Raw genomic sequence first — 14,813 nt, 5'->3', positions numbered from 1 at the left:
ACAAAGGCAGAGGCAGATTCATGCTCAGAGGTAAGGAAAAAGTAGCTATCGAAACTGGTCTGCTGGTCATCGCACACAACTTGGCCAAGATGGTCCGATGAGCCATTTTAAAGCCCGGTTTTTGTCCATTAAGCCGTGGAAATACTGCATAGTAACTCCTTTACCAAAAATCAACACCGAAACCCGAAGTTGAACAGAGGTCAAAAAAATAAAGGCCGAAAATCAGTAAATCGGCCTCTACACTCTAAAAAAGGCTGCCTTAAACTTTTTAACCAGTTTTGAGACAGCCTCTTTTTTTATTTCTTTAATGCGATTTTCCTACAAAATGAGACAAATGGCCTATGAGCGACTGTTGATGAGTTAAGTCGAATGGTGAGCGAAGTCGAACCAATTCTAAGTGAACATTAAGAAGTTTTGGATACAGATGTCATTGCTGATTTAAGTATACTTTAATCTAAGAACTATAGTTATCAAGAAATCAATCGTTTAAGATAGGTTCCATAACCACTTTTACCCAGTTTCTCCGCAGCTTTGAGCAGCTCTGATTTATCAATAAATCCATTTCTGTAGGCGATCTCTTCTATACATCCGATTTTTAATCCTTGGCGCTCTTCGATGACCTCTACAAATTGGGCGGCTTGGAGCAAGGATTGATGAGTACCCGTATCTAGCCAAGCGGTACCTCTATTGAGAATAGCCACTTGTAGTTCCTCGAGTTTTAGATAAGCATTGTTGATATCTGTAATTTCGAGCTCTCCCCGGGGACTAGGTTTGATTTGCTTGGCTATATCCACCACCCTATTATCATAAAAATATAATCCAGGAACAGCAAAATTAGATTTTGGGTCGGTAGGTTTTTCCTCTATGCTGATAGCTTTCTGATTTTCGTCAAACTCTACTACTCCATATCGCTCGGGATCATTGACATGATAGGCAAAAACTACACCTCCGGTAGGGTCGGTATGCTCTCGAAGGGTCTTATGTAATCCTGACCCATAAAAGATATTATCTCCCAAGATAAGTGCGACCTTATCGTCTCCGATAAACTTTTCTCCGATTATAAAGGCTTGAGCCAAACCATCCGGAGAAGGCTGTACGGCATATTCGAAATGACACCCTACCTGCGAACCATCTCCCAACAACCTCTGAAAAGCCTCTGAATCCTCAGGCGTGGTGATGATCAAAATCTCTTTTATGCCTGCCATCATCAAAACGGATAGCGGATAATAAATCATTGGCTTGTCATAGACAGGCATTAATTGCTTACTCACGGCAATGGTCAGCGGATACAGTCGAGTACCGGAACCTCCGGCCAAAATAATTCCTTTCATTTAATGTAGCTTAGTTGAGAACTGTCTTATTGATTTATACAAAAACATAAACAATTCTCTAAAACTACAAATAGCCTTTTAATTTCTAAAATTTCCGCTCTCTCAAATATCCATCTTCATGCATAGTGTGTGAAGTAGATTCAATTCCAAAACCTTACTTTTGTCTAAAGAAAAAAACGACTTCTCTTTTATGAAAAATTATTTCTTCCTCATTCTTTTCATAGGTAGTTTCTCCTGTAAGGAGGCCATTGAAATCGAGTTTAAGTCTGCCGAAACGGAAAAATACCGTCCTATTTACCATTTCACCCCAGATTTTGGATGGATGAATGATCCCAATGGCATGGTTTTTCATGAAGGCGTATACCATCTTTTCTATCAATACTACCCAGATTCCACAGTTTGGGGACCGATGCACTGGGGGCATGCCATCTCCTCAGATTTAGTTTCATGGGACCGAAAACCTATTGCAATTTACCCTGACTCTTTGGGCTACATTTTTTCAGGGAGTGCTGTTTTTGATCGGGAAAATAGCTCAGGTTTAGGAAGTATAGAAAACCCTCCCCTTGTGGCTATCTACACGTATCACGATATGGAGGCCGAGCAATCCGGGGCAACTGACTATCAATACCAAGCCATCGCTTACTCTATAGACCAAGGTATCTCTTGGGATAAGTATCAGAATAATCCTGTACTGCCCAACCAAGGAATAAAAGACTTTAGGGATCCAAAAGTAATGCCATGGACATTAGAAAACGGGAATCCGGGTTGGCTTATGACCTTAGCCGTGATGGACAGAATCCAATTTTTCAGTTCGGAGAATCTACTGGATTGGAAGATGGAAAGCGAATTTGGTCAAAATCAAGGAGCTCATGGAGGCGTTTGGGAATGCCCGGATTTGATTCCGATGACCGCCCCGGACGGATCCCAAAAATGGGTACTTCTGGTCAGCATCAACCCAGGAGGACCCCAAAAAGGATCGGCTACTCAATATTTTATTGGAGATTTTGAAGAGGGAAAGTTTACTCCTGATGATCAACTGATCCGATGGCTGGATTATGGGCCAGATAATTATGCTGGAGTCACTTGGTCCAATGTCGAGGATCGACACCTCTTTATCGGTTGGATGAGTAATTGGCTTTATGCTCAAGAGGTACCCACTGAGAAATGGCGCTCCGCAATGACAATCCCAAGAGAACTTTCATTATTTGAAGTGAATGGGACTTTACTCCTACAATCCAGCCCTGCCGCTGAAATGAAGGAGTTGAGAAGAAAAACTTATCCACTATCCCAATTACAAACGACCTTGCCCTCGGAAGGCGTAGAGCTAGAGGCTCAAATTAAAAATGAAGAAGAGTTTTCTATTTTATTGGAAAATGAATTGGGTGAAAAAGTACTGATCACACGTGCCAACGGTTTGGTCAGTGTGGATCGTAGCATAGCAGGTCAGGTAGATTTTCATCCTGATTTTCCGGCCGTCCACTCAGCACCGATGAGTTGGGAATCTGAATCCATCCGGATCTTTTTGGATGCGAGTTCTATTGAAGTTTTCATCAATGATGGTGAGCTAGTTTTAACCTCTACCCTTTTTCCAAACTCTCCCTGGAAAACTGCTAGATTTTCAGAAAATCTCTCAGATATAGTGGTTTACGAACTTAATTATGAAGATTAATCTTTTTTAAAAATTATCCGTTGAACTCTTATCTTTGACAATTATTTCCGCTAAATACCCTTTGAAAAAACAGCTTTCTTTTTTGCTTTTAAGCCTTCTCCTGGCCTTGGTTCAGGTTGTAATTCCAATTACAGACCATCAGAAAGACTATTCGAACTCCCCTAAAGAATATAGTATTTCCGAAGGAAAATTCAGCGACTTTAATCATGACCTAGTAGCCGAGTCCGGCCCAAGTCCGAGTACACCCCTCTTCAAAATAGATTGGACTTTAGCTTCTAAAAATAATGCAGAATGGTCCTCTGAATCGATTTCAAGTCGATTAATATCTAACTCAAACTACTTTTTGGACCGATCGCTGTCACTTTTTGACAGTAAGCTTCTTTTTCTCCATTTTTTCTATCCTTGGTAGGATTTGCAATTCCTTTGGTGCCTTATGGCTTTTTCATTGCAAATAAACTAACCTCTTAATAAATTTATGATCGACATTGATTTGGCGACCCTTATGGTGTCTGCCTTCTTTCTTATGGCATTCTTTGCCCCATTTGTAATTCAAAAACAAAAACAAAATAAACTTGAAAAGCATCAAGCCATCAGTTTCTTGGAATTTGCTGAAAAAATGAATCTCAAGCTGAGCAAAACCGAAAAATGGAGAAATCACTACCAAATTGGACTAGATGAAGCAGCCCAAAAGCTAATCTATATTCGATTTGGGGACTTTCCATGTCAGGAGTTTATTGATCTCAAGACGATTAAGTCCTGCTCTCAGGATCAAAAGATCCGAAAAGTAAAAATCGGAAAAGAGACACATCAAGTGATCGATTACTTAGCGCTCACCCTACATTATATCAACCCTGATCAGCCAAACAAAAATTTGGAATTCTATGATTCGGATCAATTTCCCGATTTGATAGGTGAGAAAGTCATGCTTCAGAACTGGACTCAGCTCATCAATCAAAACATCCAATAATTTTTGAGGGCGGTGAGAGTTTTTACCTAATAAAAATCTTCACTGCCCTCATTTATTTCTCTAATCAAATCGATTCCCTTACACTATGAGTCTCTTCATGCATTGGTGAATACCAATTAGAAAAAGCTCATCAAAATCCAGAATTTTTTGGTAATATGAGGATTGAAATTATTGTCTTATGGAAAAAAAAGAATACTCCAATGGTGAAGTAGTCATCACCTGGGAACCGCATAAATGCATTCACTCGGAAAACTGTGTCAAAGGTCTTCCTTCCGTTTTTAATTTGGATCAAAAGCCTTGGATCAATGCAGAAGGAGCAGCCTCTGATAAAATCGTAGAACAGATAAAAAAATGTCCCTCAGGTGCTTTGGGCTATTATTTTGAAGATGAAAAGCAGAGTCAAGAAAGTGAGGTAAATTCAGAACTTTTGGTAGAAGTCATGCCCAATGGTCCGCTGATGGTCTATGGAAAGCTCAAGGTCAAAATGACAGACGGAAGTACAAAAGACCAGTTTAAAGTTTCGGCTTTTTGCCGTTGCGGAAGAAGTGAGAATAAGCCCTTCTGTGATGGAACACATAAAAAAATCGATTTTAAAGGATAGTTATGACATGCGGAAAGTTTTAATACTTTTTGCTCATCCAAAATTTGAGCATTCAGATGTACATGCCCAATTATTAGCTGCTGTTTCTGGACTTGAAAATGTACAGATCAGGGATCTCTATGAGTTATACCCTGATTTTCAGGTGGAAATACAGCAAGAACAAGAGGCCCTTTTTGACGCCGATGTAATTATTTGGCAGCATCCGATTTATTGGTATTCCTGCCCTCCCCTGTTGAAACAGTGGATTGACTTAGTATTGGAGCACGGGTGGGCATATGGGAAAAGTGGGATTTATCTTAAAAACAAGTACATCCTTAATGCAGTCAGTTCGGGAGGTAGCTCTACAGTTTATTCCTCTGCAGGCCGGAATCGCTACAGCCTTGAGGAATACCTGAGACCTTTCGAACAAACAGCTTATCTCTGCAATATGCGCTATTTGCCAACTTTTCATGTAGCAGGCACACACAACATAGATGCCTTGACCCTGAAGGCAAAAGCCCAAGAATACAGGGATTTACTGGTAAAGCTCAGAGATGAAGAGATAACATCACCTTATATTCAGCTGAAATGACAGGATTTTTACTCACCGCTATCGTATTCATTTTAGCTGCCATTCTTTTTGTGCCAATCGCCAAAAAACTCGGAATGGGATCTGTATTAGGCTACCTCATAGCAGGAATAGTCATTGGCCCTTATTTGCTGGGTTTCATAGAAAGTGGAAATCAAGGCCAAGACATCATGCATACCACAGAGTTTGGTGTGGTCATCATGCTGTTTTTGATTGGTTTGGAGCTGGACCCTGACAATCTCTGGAAAATGAGAGATTTGATCATCCGGGTGGGCTTGCTTCAGGTCTTAACTACGGCAGCTTTAATTTTTGGACTTGCTGTATATCTTGGAATGGACTGGAAAATCAGCTTAGCCATTTCACTTTCCATGGCGCTTTCCTCTACGGCGATAGTCCTATCTTCATTGAAAGAAAAAAATCAAATGGGCAGTCCTGTAGGCAAAATGTCTTTTGGGGTGTTGTTGATGCAGGATATTGCCGTAATCCCTATTTTGGCGATTATTCCGCTTTTGGCGAGTACAGCCGGGGAGATAGCAGGAAATTCACATTCCGGTACAGGCTTTATCAACAGCCTTCCGACTTGGGCACAGACGCTTTCGATTTTTGGAGCAATTGGTTTAGTCGTACTCATGGGCCGGTTTGGTTTTGGACCCTTATTAAAATGGGTATCCAAAACTCGACTTCGTGAATTATTTACGGCCTCTGCACTTTTAATTGTTTTTGGCATCAGCTGGTTAATGCAAGTAGTCGGACTTAGTCCGGCCCTTGGAGCTTTTATAGCTGGCGTGATCTTGGCCAACTCCCCCTACAGGCATGCATTAGAGTCTGATTTGGAGCCTTTTAAAGGTTTATTGCTTGGCCTCTTTTTCATGGCAGTAGGTGCTACTATAAATTTCGATTTAATACTCGGAGACCCCATCCCCATTATCTCTGTGACGCTTGGAGTGATGTTGCTCAAGTTTTTAGTCTTATTTGGAATTGGAAAAATCAGAAAATTAAATCTCAGTCAAAACATAAGCTTTGCCATAGGACTCTCTCAGGTTTCAGAATTCTCTTTTGTCACCTATGCCTTTGCACTTCAGTTTGAAGTAATTGGCCCTGAACTCTCAGATCAATTGATGGCTATCACTGCGCTCACAATGACCTTTACTCCATTGGTCGCAGTGGTCGCAGAAAAGGGAATTATCCCTAGAATGGTGGAAAATACTAATGAAACCGAAGAAAATTTTGATTCTATTCATGAGAAAAATGAGGTTATCCTCTTAGGCTTTGGGAATTTTGGATCTACCATAGGTCGATTTTTAAGAGCAAATGGTGTAGAGAGTACTATTCTAGATTATGATCCTGAGCGAATCGATTTTTTGAGAAAGATGGGTTTCAAAGTCTATTTCGGAGATGGTACCCAAGTGAGTGTACTCAAAACGGCAGGAGCCGATGAAGCCAAAATCTTGATCTCTGCTATTGATACTCCCGCTCAAAACCTCCAAGTCGTAGAGATTTGCAAAGAACATTTTCCTCATCTAGAGGTATTGGTACGTGCAAAAAATAGATACGATGCCTATGAACTCATGGAAAGTGGGGTAAGAAATATTTACAGAGAGCACATTGACACCTCCATCAGAATGGGAGAAGATGTTCTGAAAAAAATAGGGTTTCGTGCCCACACGGTACATCGCCTTGCCGCGCAGTTCATGAAATATGATGAGGAGGCTTTGAAGATTTTGGTCAATTTCAAAAATGACGAAAATGAGTACATCCACAACGCCAAAAAACACATCGAGCAGCAAGAAAACCTGCTTTCAGGTGAGCTCATGAAAAAGTTTTCTTTAAATGACCATGCATGGGATTCTGATTCTTTAAAAGAAAATTCTTAAACAAAATTTTATTTCAAAATTTACCTTATTTTCGAAACTTATTACCCACTATTATCCCCTACCTCCTACTGCTCACAAATTTGAGCATTTCATGCTTTTGTTTAATTCATGAAGGAATCGATCTGCTTTAAATTAGTTAAAGTGTTTATTCCCTTTATACTAACACTTGTTTTCATTGGCTCAGCAAAGGGACAAGAGCAGGATTTTTATGCTCAACTGGGAAAAGCTGACAGCCTTTTAAATCTCGGTCAAATTCAACCGGCGATTCAAATCTTGAGCCGGCTTGAATCTCAGTATCGGGCCAATGAAAACTTGATCCGAACTTTGGGCAAGGCTTATTACTGGTCTAAGGATTTTGAGCAAACAAAGGATTATTTTAAACAGCGAATAGACGAAAACCCCAGTTTTCTTCAGGTGAAACTTGATTACGCCAGAATTCTCTATGAGCTGCAAGAATGGCAAGAGTCCGTGCTTTTATTGGATTCACTCCATAAGGATTTACCTAAAGATCCTGAAATCAACCAAAAACTTGCTGAAATTAATTACTGGCTAGGAGGAAATAAAAACATCTCTATCAGGTATTTGGAGGCCATTCTAAGAGACTACCCCGATAATCCCTCTGCGATCCAATTCAAAAATGAAATAGAGCGAGAAACTGCTTCTGTCTTGAGTATTCATTCAGGCTATTATTCAGATTCCCAGCCTATGAATTATGGTTTACTCGGAGCAACGTTTAATTGGTATCAATCTTCCAAATTCCAACCTACTCTTAGTTTGGAAAGCCGCTTTTACCAAGATTATGATCCTATTTCTAGCCTTTCGGTTAAAAATAAATTTGGCTTTTTTTCTACCCAAACATCCTTCACCCTTTCCATGGGAACCGTACTAAATCCTGCTTGGGATAATCCCGTCCTCATCTACAGTGGAATGCTTGAGCAAAGCCTAGGGAATAATTTCTCGATCAGTGGTGAATATGCAAAAGAAGCCTACCTGTATACCTTAGCCAGCTTAAATCAAGCGATAAATCCCCAATTGGCCAGTTTCAGACTTTTTCGTGAACCAGGCAAACTTTGGTCAGGAAATTTACAATTGGATCAAAGAACATTTAACCCATCCAATAAACTACAAACTGTCAGTCTTTGGTTTTTGGCTAGAGTTTTTAAGAGCCCCAAATTTGAGTTTCAACTAGGCTACGCAGGTATTTTGTCAGATACTGACACTGTCCAGTTTGAGCCTAAATCCTCTTCTCTTTTCCCCATCTCCCCACCCGAATTTGGAGCCTTGGTTCCTGGCGTTTATGCTCCATATTTTTCCCCTATCGACCAGACCATCCATGGGATTTTAGGAAAAGCATCATGGAATTTGACTAGGACTCAATCTTTCAATATTACAGGGAATTATGGAGTTTTCGCAGAAATAGAAAACCCCAATATCTATTATTTTGGACCCGAGTTTATTGTCCCGAGCCCAATAGATCCCTCTGATCTTTTTCTGATCTTCAATACTGAACGGTATCAGCCAGTCGATCTGAAAATTGACTATGTCAATGAGTTTTCGCAAAAGACAGCCTTATCGATCTCTTATCAGTATCAAAAAACGATCTTCTTTGATAGCCACTTCTTGAAGGTCAATTTGATCCAAAAGTTTTGAAGATGAAGAAGGTGTTTTCTGAAAATTTTTGGAAAATCAGCTCGGCAAGACCTGTGAATACTTTTCGCAAATTAGTCCTGATCAGTTTGGTGATTTCTGGATTGATTTCGATTATCAGATTTGGAGATTGGTGGTTTAGGGAAGAGCACCTTGGCAATTTATTCTTGTTCATTGTTTTATCAGCGACCCTATGGTACGGCATGCTTCGCTTAATTATCATTTGGATTAATTACTTGGGGGTCTCGAGACCGAACTTCCAAGAAGCACCCGAAGGACTATCAGTAGCAATTTTCACCACAAGTTCCCCAGGTGAGCCGCTTTCTATGTTTGAAAAAACACTTGAAGCCTGCTCAAAAATAGACTATCCTCATACCACTTACCTATTAGACGATACCAAAGATTCACGATTTCGGGAAGTGGCAGAAAAATATGGTGCTGTATGGCTAGAGCTCGTAGGAGTTCCAGGTGCCAAGGCAGGTAAAATTAATGCCGCCTTGAAAATGACAAATGAGGATTTTATCCTCGTCTTGGATCCGGACCACGTCCCATTTCCTGAGTTTTTGGATCAAACTTTGGGCTTTTTCTCCGACCCGAAAGTTGGGTTTGTACAAGTATCTCAAGGTTATTATAATCAGTTTCGCTCCTTTACAGCTAAGGCAGCCGCAGAGCAAACTTACACCTTCTATGGTCCTACCCAAATGGGGATGAATGGCTATAACTGTGCAGTCGCCATAGGGGCAAACTGTACATTCAGAAGAGAAGCCCTAGAATCCATCGGAGGTCATGGTATTGGTTTGGCAGAAGATTTGGTCACCTCTATTCGAATACATGCTGCAGGATGGAAATCTATTTATCATCCGGTTATCGTGGCAAGAGGATTGGTTCCGGAGGATTTTGGGTCCTTTTGCAAGCAACAGTTAAAATGGGCAAGAGGAGTTCATGAAGTCTTGTTTGAGGAGGTTCCGCGACTTTTTAGTAAGCTAAGCTTCTGGCAAAAACTCTCCTATATGACTATTGGCACCTACTATCTAGAGGGGCTTGTATCTTTGATTTACCTATTAATCCCCTTTCTGTTCTTTTGGTTTGACCTACTTCCGGCCAAAATGTACTTTGTAGAGTTTGTGGAGTTTGGCTTTCCGGTGCTTTTCTTCTCGACGATTATCTATTTTTATGTACAGCAGTGGCTCAGCTTTCCCTCGGGAGAATCCGGCCTTCATTGGAGAGGGATGGTTATGAAATTTGCCTGTTGGCCTGTTTATTTGATGGGTTTTTTACTTTCATTAGTCAATAAAAAGATCCCCTATATTCCTACTGCTAAACAGGCAGTTCAAGGTAAATTATCCCCTTTTGCCAAGCCTCTTGTCGTCCAGATATTCCTTTATCTTGTCACTTTGGTATATGTATTTTACTCCAGAAAGTTTGAAATGAATGAAGTAGAAATCATTGAATCAGCCGAAATCACCTACGGGATGTTGGCTTTTGCTAGTATTCCATTTGTTTTAGCACTTATCAGTTTGTATGCCGTCTGGGAATCAAGTCAATTGGAAGCAGAGAGCCCTTGGCAGGAGATTCCCAAGCAACTTTAGACCTCATAAGCATGAACTCTCCTTTACACCGAATCGCCACCACATTAGCAGTCCTCAGTATAGCAGTTCTCCTGGTTTTAAGCATTGTCTACTTAGGAGATAAGTCTTCTGGACCTTTGGAAGACTTTTTTAGAGGAATCAGTGGCTCCGTTTCTAGGCTAGAAGAAGATTATATCTTAAGCAAAAGAAGTGAAAGTAGAGCAAAAAAGTTAGAATGGTTAGCCCCAATCAAACAAGATGCAAGCTTACTAAAAAAACCCTCTCAATTACTTCTTGGCACCTATGACAACCAAGCCATTCCTTCTTTCCAGCCTATTATCAATTTGGAGGATAGTCTAGACACGACCTTCCCTATTATTCATTTTTATTCCGCTTGGGGGAGTAAGCGAGAGCAGCGTTTCCCCATAGAAGCCATCCGGGCCATCTCTACCTTGGGTTCTATTCCTATGGTTACCTGGGAACCTTGGTTAAATGATTTTTCAGAAGATGAAATCCCATTTTTAAAAAATAAAGAAGACCGTGATAAAAATGGGCTCAAAGATGTTTCAGAAGGCTTGTATGATACTTATTTAATTCGTTGGGCTCAAGAAGCACGAGATGCCAATACTACAATTTTGCTAAGATTAGGTCATGAAATGAACGATCCCTACAGGTATCCATGGGGACCACAAAATAATCAAGCAAACGATTTTATTGCTGCCTGGAGACATGTAGTAGATTTATTTAGGCTTGAGGGTGCTTCCAATGTACTATGGGTCTGGACTCCTCATTTGGCCTATGGCTATTTTGAGGACTATTATCCAGGGAAGGATTATGTAGACTGGATAGGTACCGGCACATTAAACTACGGCACAGTGGCTCCTTGGAGTCAATGGTGGAGTTTTGATGAGATTTTTGCTCGGTACTATGAGGAATTGGCTACCTACGAGAAGCCAATTTTATTGGCTGAGTTTGGTTCATTGGCCGTGGGAGGAAACCGGGCCGAATGGTATTCCAATGCATTAAAAGAATTCCCGAAACGCTATCCTCAAGTCAGGGCTCTTATCTTTTTCCATAATAAAAATGACGCTACCACTACCTATCAGGCCTTGAATTGGTACTTCATTGATGATACAGCCATTCTCGACGCAATCAAAACTCAATTTCATACTTGGTGATTTTTATCGGTGAAAATTAAAGTACTATGGATTTCATTAAAAAATTTTAAAATCAGAATGATTTTTTAGTCTCGGTGCAACTATTTCAAATTAATTCAAGTTTAACCCACAATGAATTCTTTGTGAATTCGTTCAAAACCAACTTGATTTAACTTACTACCACAATTTTACTACCATGAGACAGCATTTTTCTAAAATCAAAAAAGCAGTTGAGGTATTTCATATGTACGGAATTTACCTTCATGGACCTCGCAAAAACGATCATTTCATCCAAAAAATGAATATGGATCCAGTTTTTGTCAATGGGTTGATTTTTGAGCTAGAGTATCAGCTTCAGGTCAACCTGCAGGAAGAAAAACTTAAAAATGCTGGAACGCCAAAGGCACTTATTAACCTTCTTCTTGATCTTCCCCACGACAATTAAATTTTCTAATCAATACACTAAATCCCAATCTGTTTCGTCTGATTTTAAAAAAGACATCGCAGATGAGAATTGGTTTCTACTTGATTGTCCTCTTTGGCACTTTAGGGCCTAGACTAAGTTGGGCCCAGGTCTGGAATACGGAAAGGTACAACAAAGTCACATGGAGTGATTTTTACCAGCTTCCGGAAGCCAACCAAACCATTGATTTTAGATCCATCGATTATGCACTGCTTCATGCCGCTATTTTTTATGCCACCAACGAGCACCGCAGTTTACATGATTTAGTAGAATTCAAATATTCTTTTCGAATAGAACAGCTTTCAGCAGATCATGCCGCTGATATGGTTAAGTATAATTTTTATGGCCACTACAGTACCATCAGAAATAAAAGACTCCTGCGAGATCGATTTCAGATTGTCGGTTTAAACCCAAGTCAGATCGCTGAAAATATCAGTAGCACCGCCGGCCTCGACTACGAGTACGGCAAGCCAATAGGTCCATCCCCATCGCCAGGTGATTTTTATTATCGCAGTACTAATGAAACCCGCCCTGTCGAGTCACATACCTACCTAAGCTATGCAAAAGAAATTGTAGCACTCTGGATGGAATCTCCCGGACATCGGGAAAATATATTGAACCCTCATTTCAAATTTATGAGCGCGGGTTGCGCGGTATACCCTGAGAAAAAATTGTATAATATGCCCTATTTTATCAATGTACAATGTTTCAGCAGTAACATCTAACAACGTAAAGAACAACATATACGCCATTTGCCTTATTGAAATGGGTTAGAGTATGGATGACATTTGAAAAAATAAATCCATTCTTCTATGAAACTTAAAACATCCTCTTTTCTCTTAATTTTTAGCCTTGTAGGTCTGCTATTTACCGCCTGTAATGACTCAGACGAAAATCCACAAGATCAACAAAGCACCAATCCTCTTCCTGATTTTGGTGATGCAGATGGAGTGCTAGCAGCGATCAAGGCCAAATCGAATCTGCCATCAGGCACTCCTAGCGTTCCGGGTATGCCCGACATTCTCATTGATGTTGCCAATGCCAACTTTTATTCTTCATCAAGTGGAGGCAATCTGGTCAATGTAGGCACTGTCAGTCTGAATGATTTTGCTCTACAAAACGTAGGTGGAAATGCATATATCAACAATTTCACAGACATCACACTAGAACTCAACTCAGGACAGACCAATAGCTGGTCAGTTGCAGGAGCAAATGGTTTCTCGGGTTTTGAGCACAGCACCAGCAAACCCATGCCAGGAGTCGTCCGCTTTCAAACTAGTGTGCCGGAAGAATTCACAATCAGTGCAGGGGTTGCTTTAAGTGTGCAGTCAATTCCGGCTGCAGTGGATAATTTGCTGTGGGTAGTATCTGATGGCAGAAATGTGGTCACCAAAGAAGCAAGGTCAACCTCTATCACTTTCTCAGCTAGTGAATTAAATAGCCTTTCTGCTTCTAGCACTGCCCTGGTGCAGGTAGCTGCCTACAACAGCGAAAGCCAAACTTTTGGTGGAAAAAAAATATATTTTATTAACGAAACCGTTGACAGTAAATTCGTTTCATTAAAATAATTTTTGCATATCCGCTTCTTTGTCAGTAAGTGGAAAAGGCCTCATCCCGTCCCAATTTATCGGGATCGAGACCGGCTACCCCTTTCGGAAAAACGAAACAAACGGACACCGGTCGACGGTTGGTGAGCGAAGTCGAACCAAGTCGAGATGGATATTAAAAAACTTGGGTACAGACAGAATTCCGTATATCCATAAAATAATTACACTCATTTTCAGAATTAGCCGGGCCCTATCAGGGTTCGGCTTTTATTTTTGTGAACCACTTCCGAGGTGAAGGAGTTTTAATCCTAAATCCAAATCACTTGAAACCTTCAAAGAACAAAAAAACTATGGTAGCCCTGATAATCTTAATGGTTTCTGGATTACTTTTTTCCTTTTTTATAATTCCTTCAACAAGCCCTACATTGACTTACACGGAAAATCCGGAACTTAGCTACAATGCCAAGCCCTCCAACTGGAAAGGAACACCGCAATTGAGCGACGGAACATATCAAAATCTATTTCATCCTTTCGAGTCCAGTCTTTTGGACGTTTTTAAGTGGAAAACCTCTTCCAATCCACAAGCAGAAATCAAAGAAAATGATACGCGAAAGCTGCCTTTAGTAAAAATAACTAGTCTCGATAATAGCAGTGAGGATCAATTAATCTGGCTAGGTCATGCCTCGTTTCTGATTCGAGTCAACGGGAAAACCATCATCACAGATCCAGTTTGGCTGGACAACTGGGTGCTAAAGCGACAAAGTACACTTCCTCTCGATCCTGAGGAATTTAAAAACATTGATTACATTTTGATCTCACACGATCATAGGGATCATTGTGATGAAGAGACGATAAAATTAATTACTTCTATAAATCCCCAAGTAAAAATCCTAGCAGGTTTAAATATGAAACCTTTGATCGCATCTTGGACCAAAAATAAAATAGAAATCGAAGAAGCAGGCTGGTTCCAAAAATTCTCTACGGAGATAGGGCTTGACATCACTTTTGTCCCTGCTAGGCACTGGTCTAGAAGAGGTCTAATGGATACCAATAAGCGGCTTTGGGGAGGTTTTTATATTCAAACAGAAGGAAAGCGACTTTATTTTATGGGAGACTCCGGCTATGGCCCACATTTCAAACTGATCGAGGAAACACTAGGTTCGCCCGATTATGCGCTGATGGGTGTGGGGGCTTTTCGACCTATTTGGTTTATGCATCCTGCACATACGAGTCCTTCGGATGCAGGTCAGGCTTTTCTGGAAATGAATGGAAAGCATTTTATTCCTATGCATTTTGGGACATTTGACTTGTCAGACGAGCCTCTATTGGAGCCTTTAGATATTCTCAAGAGCAGTCCCGAACTAGTAGATAACCGTATGATCGACCCTGTAATTGGTAAAAACCTTTTTCAATACTAAAGA

General features: G+C 40.5%; 13 protein-coding genes. 12 read left to right on the top strand and 1 reads right to left on the bottom strand.

All coding sequences use genetic code 11. The features are described from left to right. Positions 1-470 precede the first annotated feature (470 nt). Complete coding sequence (rfbA, locus tag BLQ57_RS16015; protein WP_087940516.1) at positions 471-1,331, bottom strand: glucose-1-phosphate thymidylyltransferase RfbA; 861 nt, start codon at positions 1,329-1,331, stop codon at positions 471-473. A 190-nt stretch (positions 1,332-1,521) separates the two neighbouring features. Here rfbA and BLQ57_RS16010 point away from each other — a divergent pair, with 190 nt between their 5' ends. The 12 genes from BLQ57_RS16010 (at position 1,522) to BLQ57_RS15950 (ending at position 14,810) form a co-directional block, all read left to right on the top strand. Then, positions 1,522-3,000, top strand: coding sequence for a glycoside hydrolase family 32 protein (locus BLQ57_RS16010; RefSeq protein WP_087940517.1), 1,479 nt, complete (start codon positions 1,522-1,524; stop codon positions 2,998-3,000). A gap of 475 nt (positions 3,001-3,475) precedes the next feature. Next, a complete protein-coding gene (locus tag BLQ57_RS16000; protein ID WP_087940519.1) occupies positions 3,476-3,967 on the top strand; it encodes a hypothetical protein in 492 nt (163 codons plus the stop codon). 178 nt (positions 3,968-4,145) lie between these two features. Continuing rightward, positions 4,146-4,568 (top strand): (4Fe-4S)-binding protein, encoded by a 423-nt coding sequence (locus BLQ57_RS15995; protein WP_087940520.1) that lies wholly within the window; start codon positions 4,146-4,148, stop codon positions 4,566-4,568. Continuing rightward, positions 4,534-5,139 carry a glutathione-regulated potassium-efflux system oxidoreductase KefF gene (kefF, locus tag BLQ57_RS15990; protein ID WP_240507848.1) on the top strand — a complete coding sequence of 202 codons (606 nt, stop codon included), beginning with the start codon at positions 4,534-4,536 and terminating at the stop codon, positions 5,137-5,139. Before BLQ57_RS15995 ends, kefF begins: the two co-directional genes overlap by 35 nt. After that, positions 5,136-7,010, top strand: coding sequence for a monovalent cation:proton antiporter-2 (CPA2) family protein (locus tag BLQ57_RS15985; RefSeq protein WP_087940522.1), 1,875 nt, complete (start codon positions 5,136-5,138; stop codon positions 7,008-7,010). Before kefF ends, BLQ57_RS15985 begins: the two co-directional genes overlap by 4 nt. A gap of 108 nt (positions 7,011-7,118) precedes the next feature. Then, positions 7,119-8,660: a tetratricopeptide repeat protein gene (locus tag BLQ57_RS15980; protein WP_087940523.1), complete on the top strand. Its 1,542-nt coding sequence runs from the start codon at positions 7,119-7,121 to the stop codon at positions 8,658-8,660. A 2-nt stretch (positions 8,661-8,662) separates the two neighbouring features. Then, complete coding sequence (locus BLQ57_RS15975) at positions 8,663-10,246, top strand: glycosyltransferase family 2 protein (RefSeq protein WP_087940524.1); 1,584 nt, start codon at positions 8,663-8,665, stop codon at positions 10,244-10,246. Between the two features lie 11 nt (positions 10,247-10,257). Continuing rightward, complete coding sequence (locus tag BLQ57_RS15970) at positions 10,258-11,403, top strand: glycoside hydrolase family 26 protein (protein WP_087940525.1); 1,146 nt, start codon at positions 10,258-10,260, stop codon at positions 11,401-11,403. 175 nt (positions 11,404-11,578) lie between these two features. Then, entirely contained in the window at positions 11,579-11,827 is a 249-nt protein-coding gene (locus BLQ57_RS15965; protein ID WP_087940526.1) for an acyl carrier protein, read from the top strand. 62 nt (positions 11,828-11,889) lie between these two features. After that, entirely contained in the window at positions 11,890-12,570 is a 681-nt protein-coding gene (locus BLQ57_RS15960; protein WP_087940527.1) for a CAP domain-containing protein, read from the top strand. A gap of 87 nt (positions 12,571-12,657) precedes the next feature. After that, a complete protein-coding gene (locus BLQ57_RS15955; RefSeq protein ID WP_087940528.1) occupies positions 12,658-13,413 on the top strand; it encodes a hypothetical protein in 756 nt (251 codons plus the stop codon). Between the two features lie 329 nt (positions 13,414-13,742). Beyond that, positions 13,743-14,810, top strand: a complete 1,068-nt coding sequence (locus BLQ57_RS15950) for an MBL fold metallo-hydrolase (RefSeq protein ID WP_087940568.1) — start codon at positions 13,743-13,745, stop codon at positions 14,808-14,810. The last annotated feature ends 3 nt before the right edge of the window (positions 14,811-14,813 follow it).

The organism is Algoriphagus faecimaris (assembly GCF_900101705.1).
GTDB classification, from domain to species: domain Bacteria; phylum Bacteroidota; class Bacteroidia; order Cytophagales; family Cyclobacteriaceae; genus Algoriphagus; species Algoriphagus faecimaris.
The sequence above is the reverse complement of the archived record's forward strand: the minus strand, read 5'-3'. Positions and strand labels throughout refer to the sequence as shown.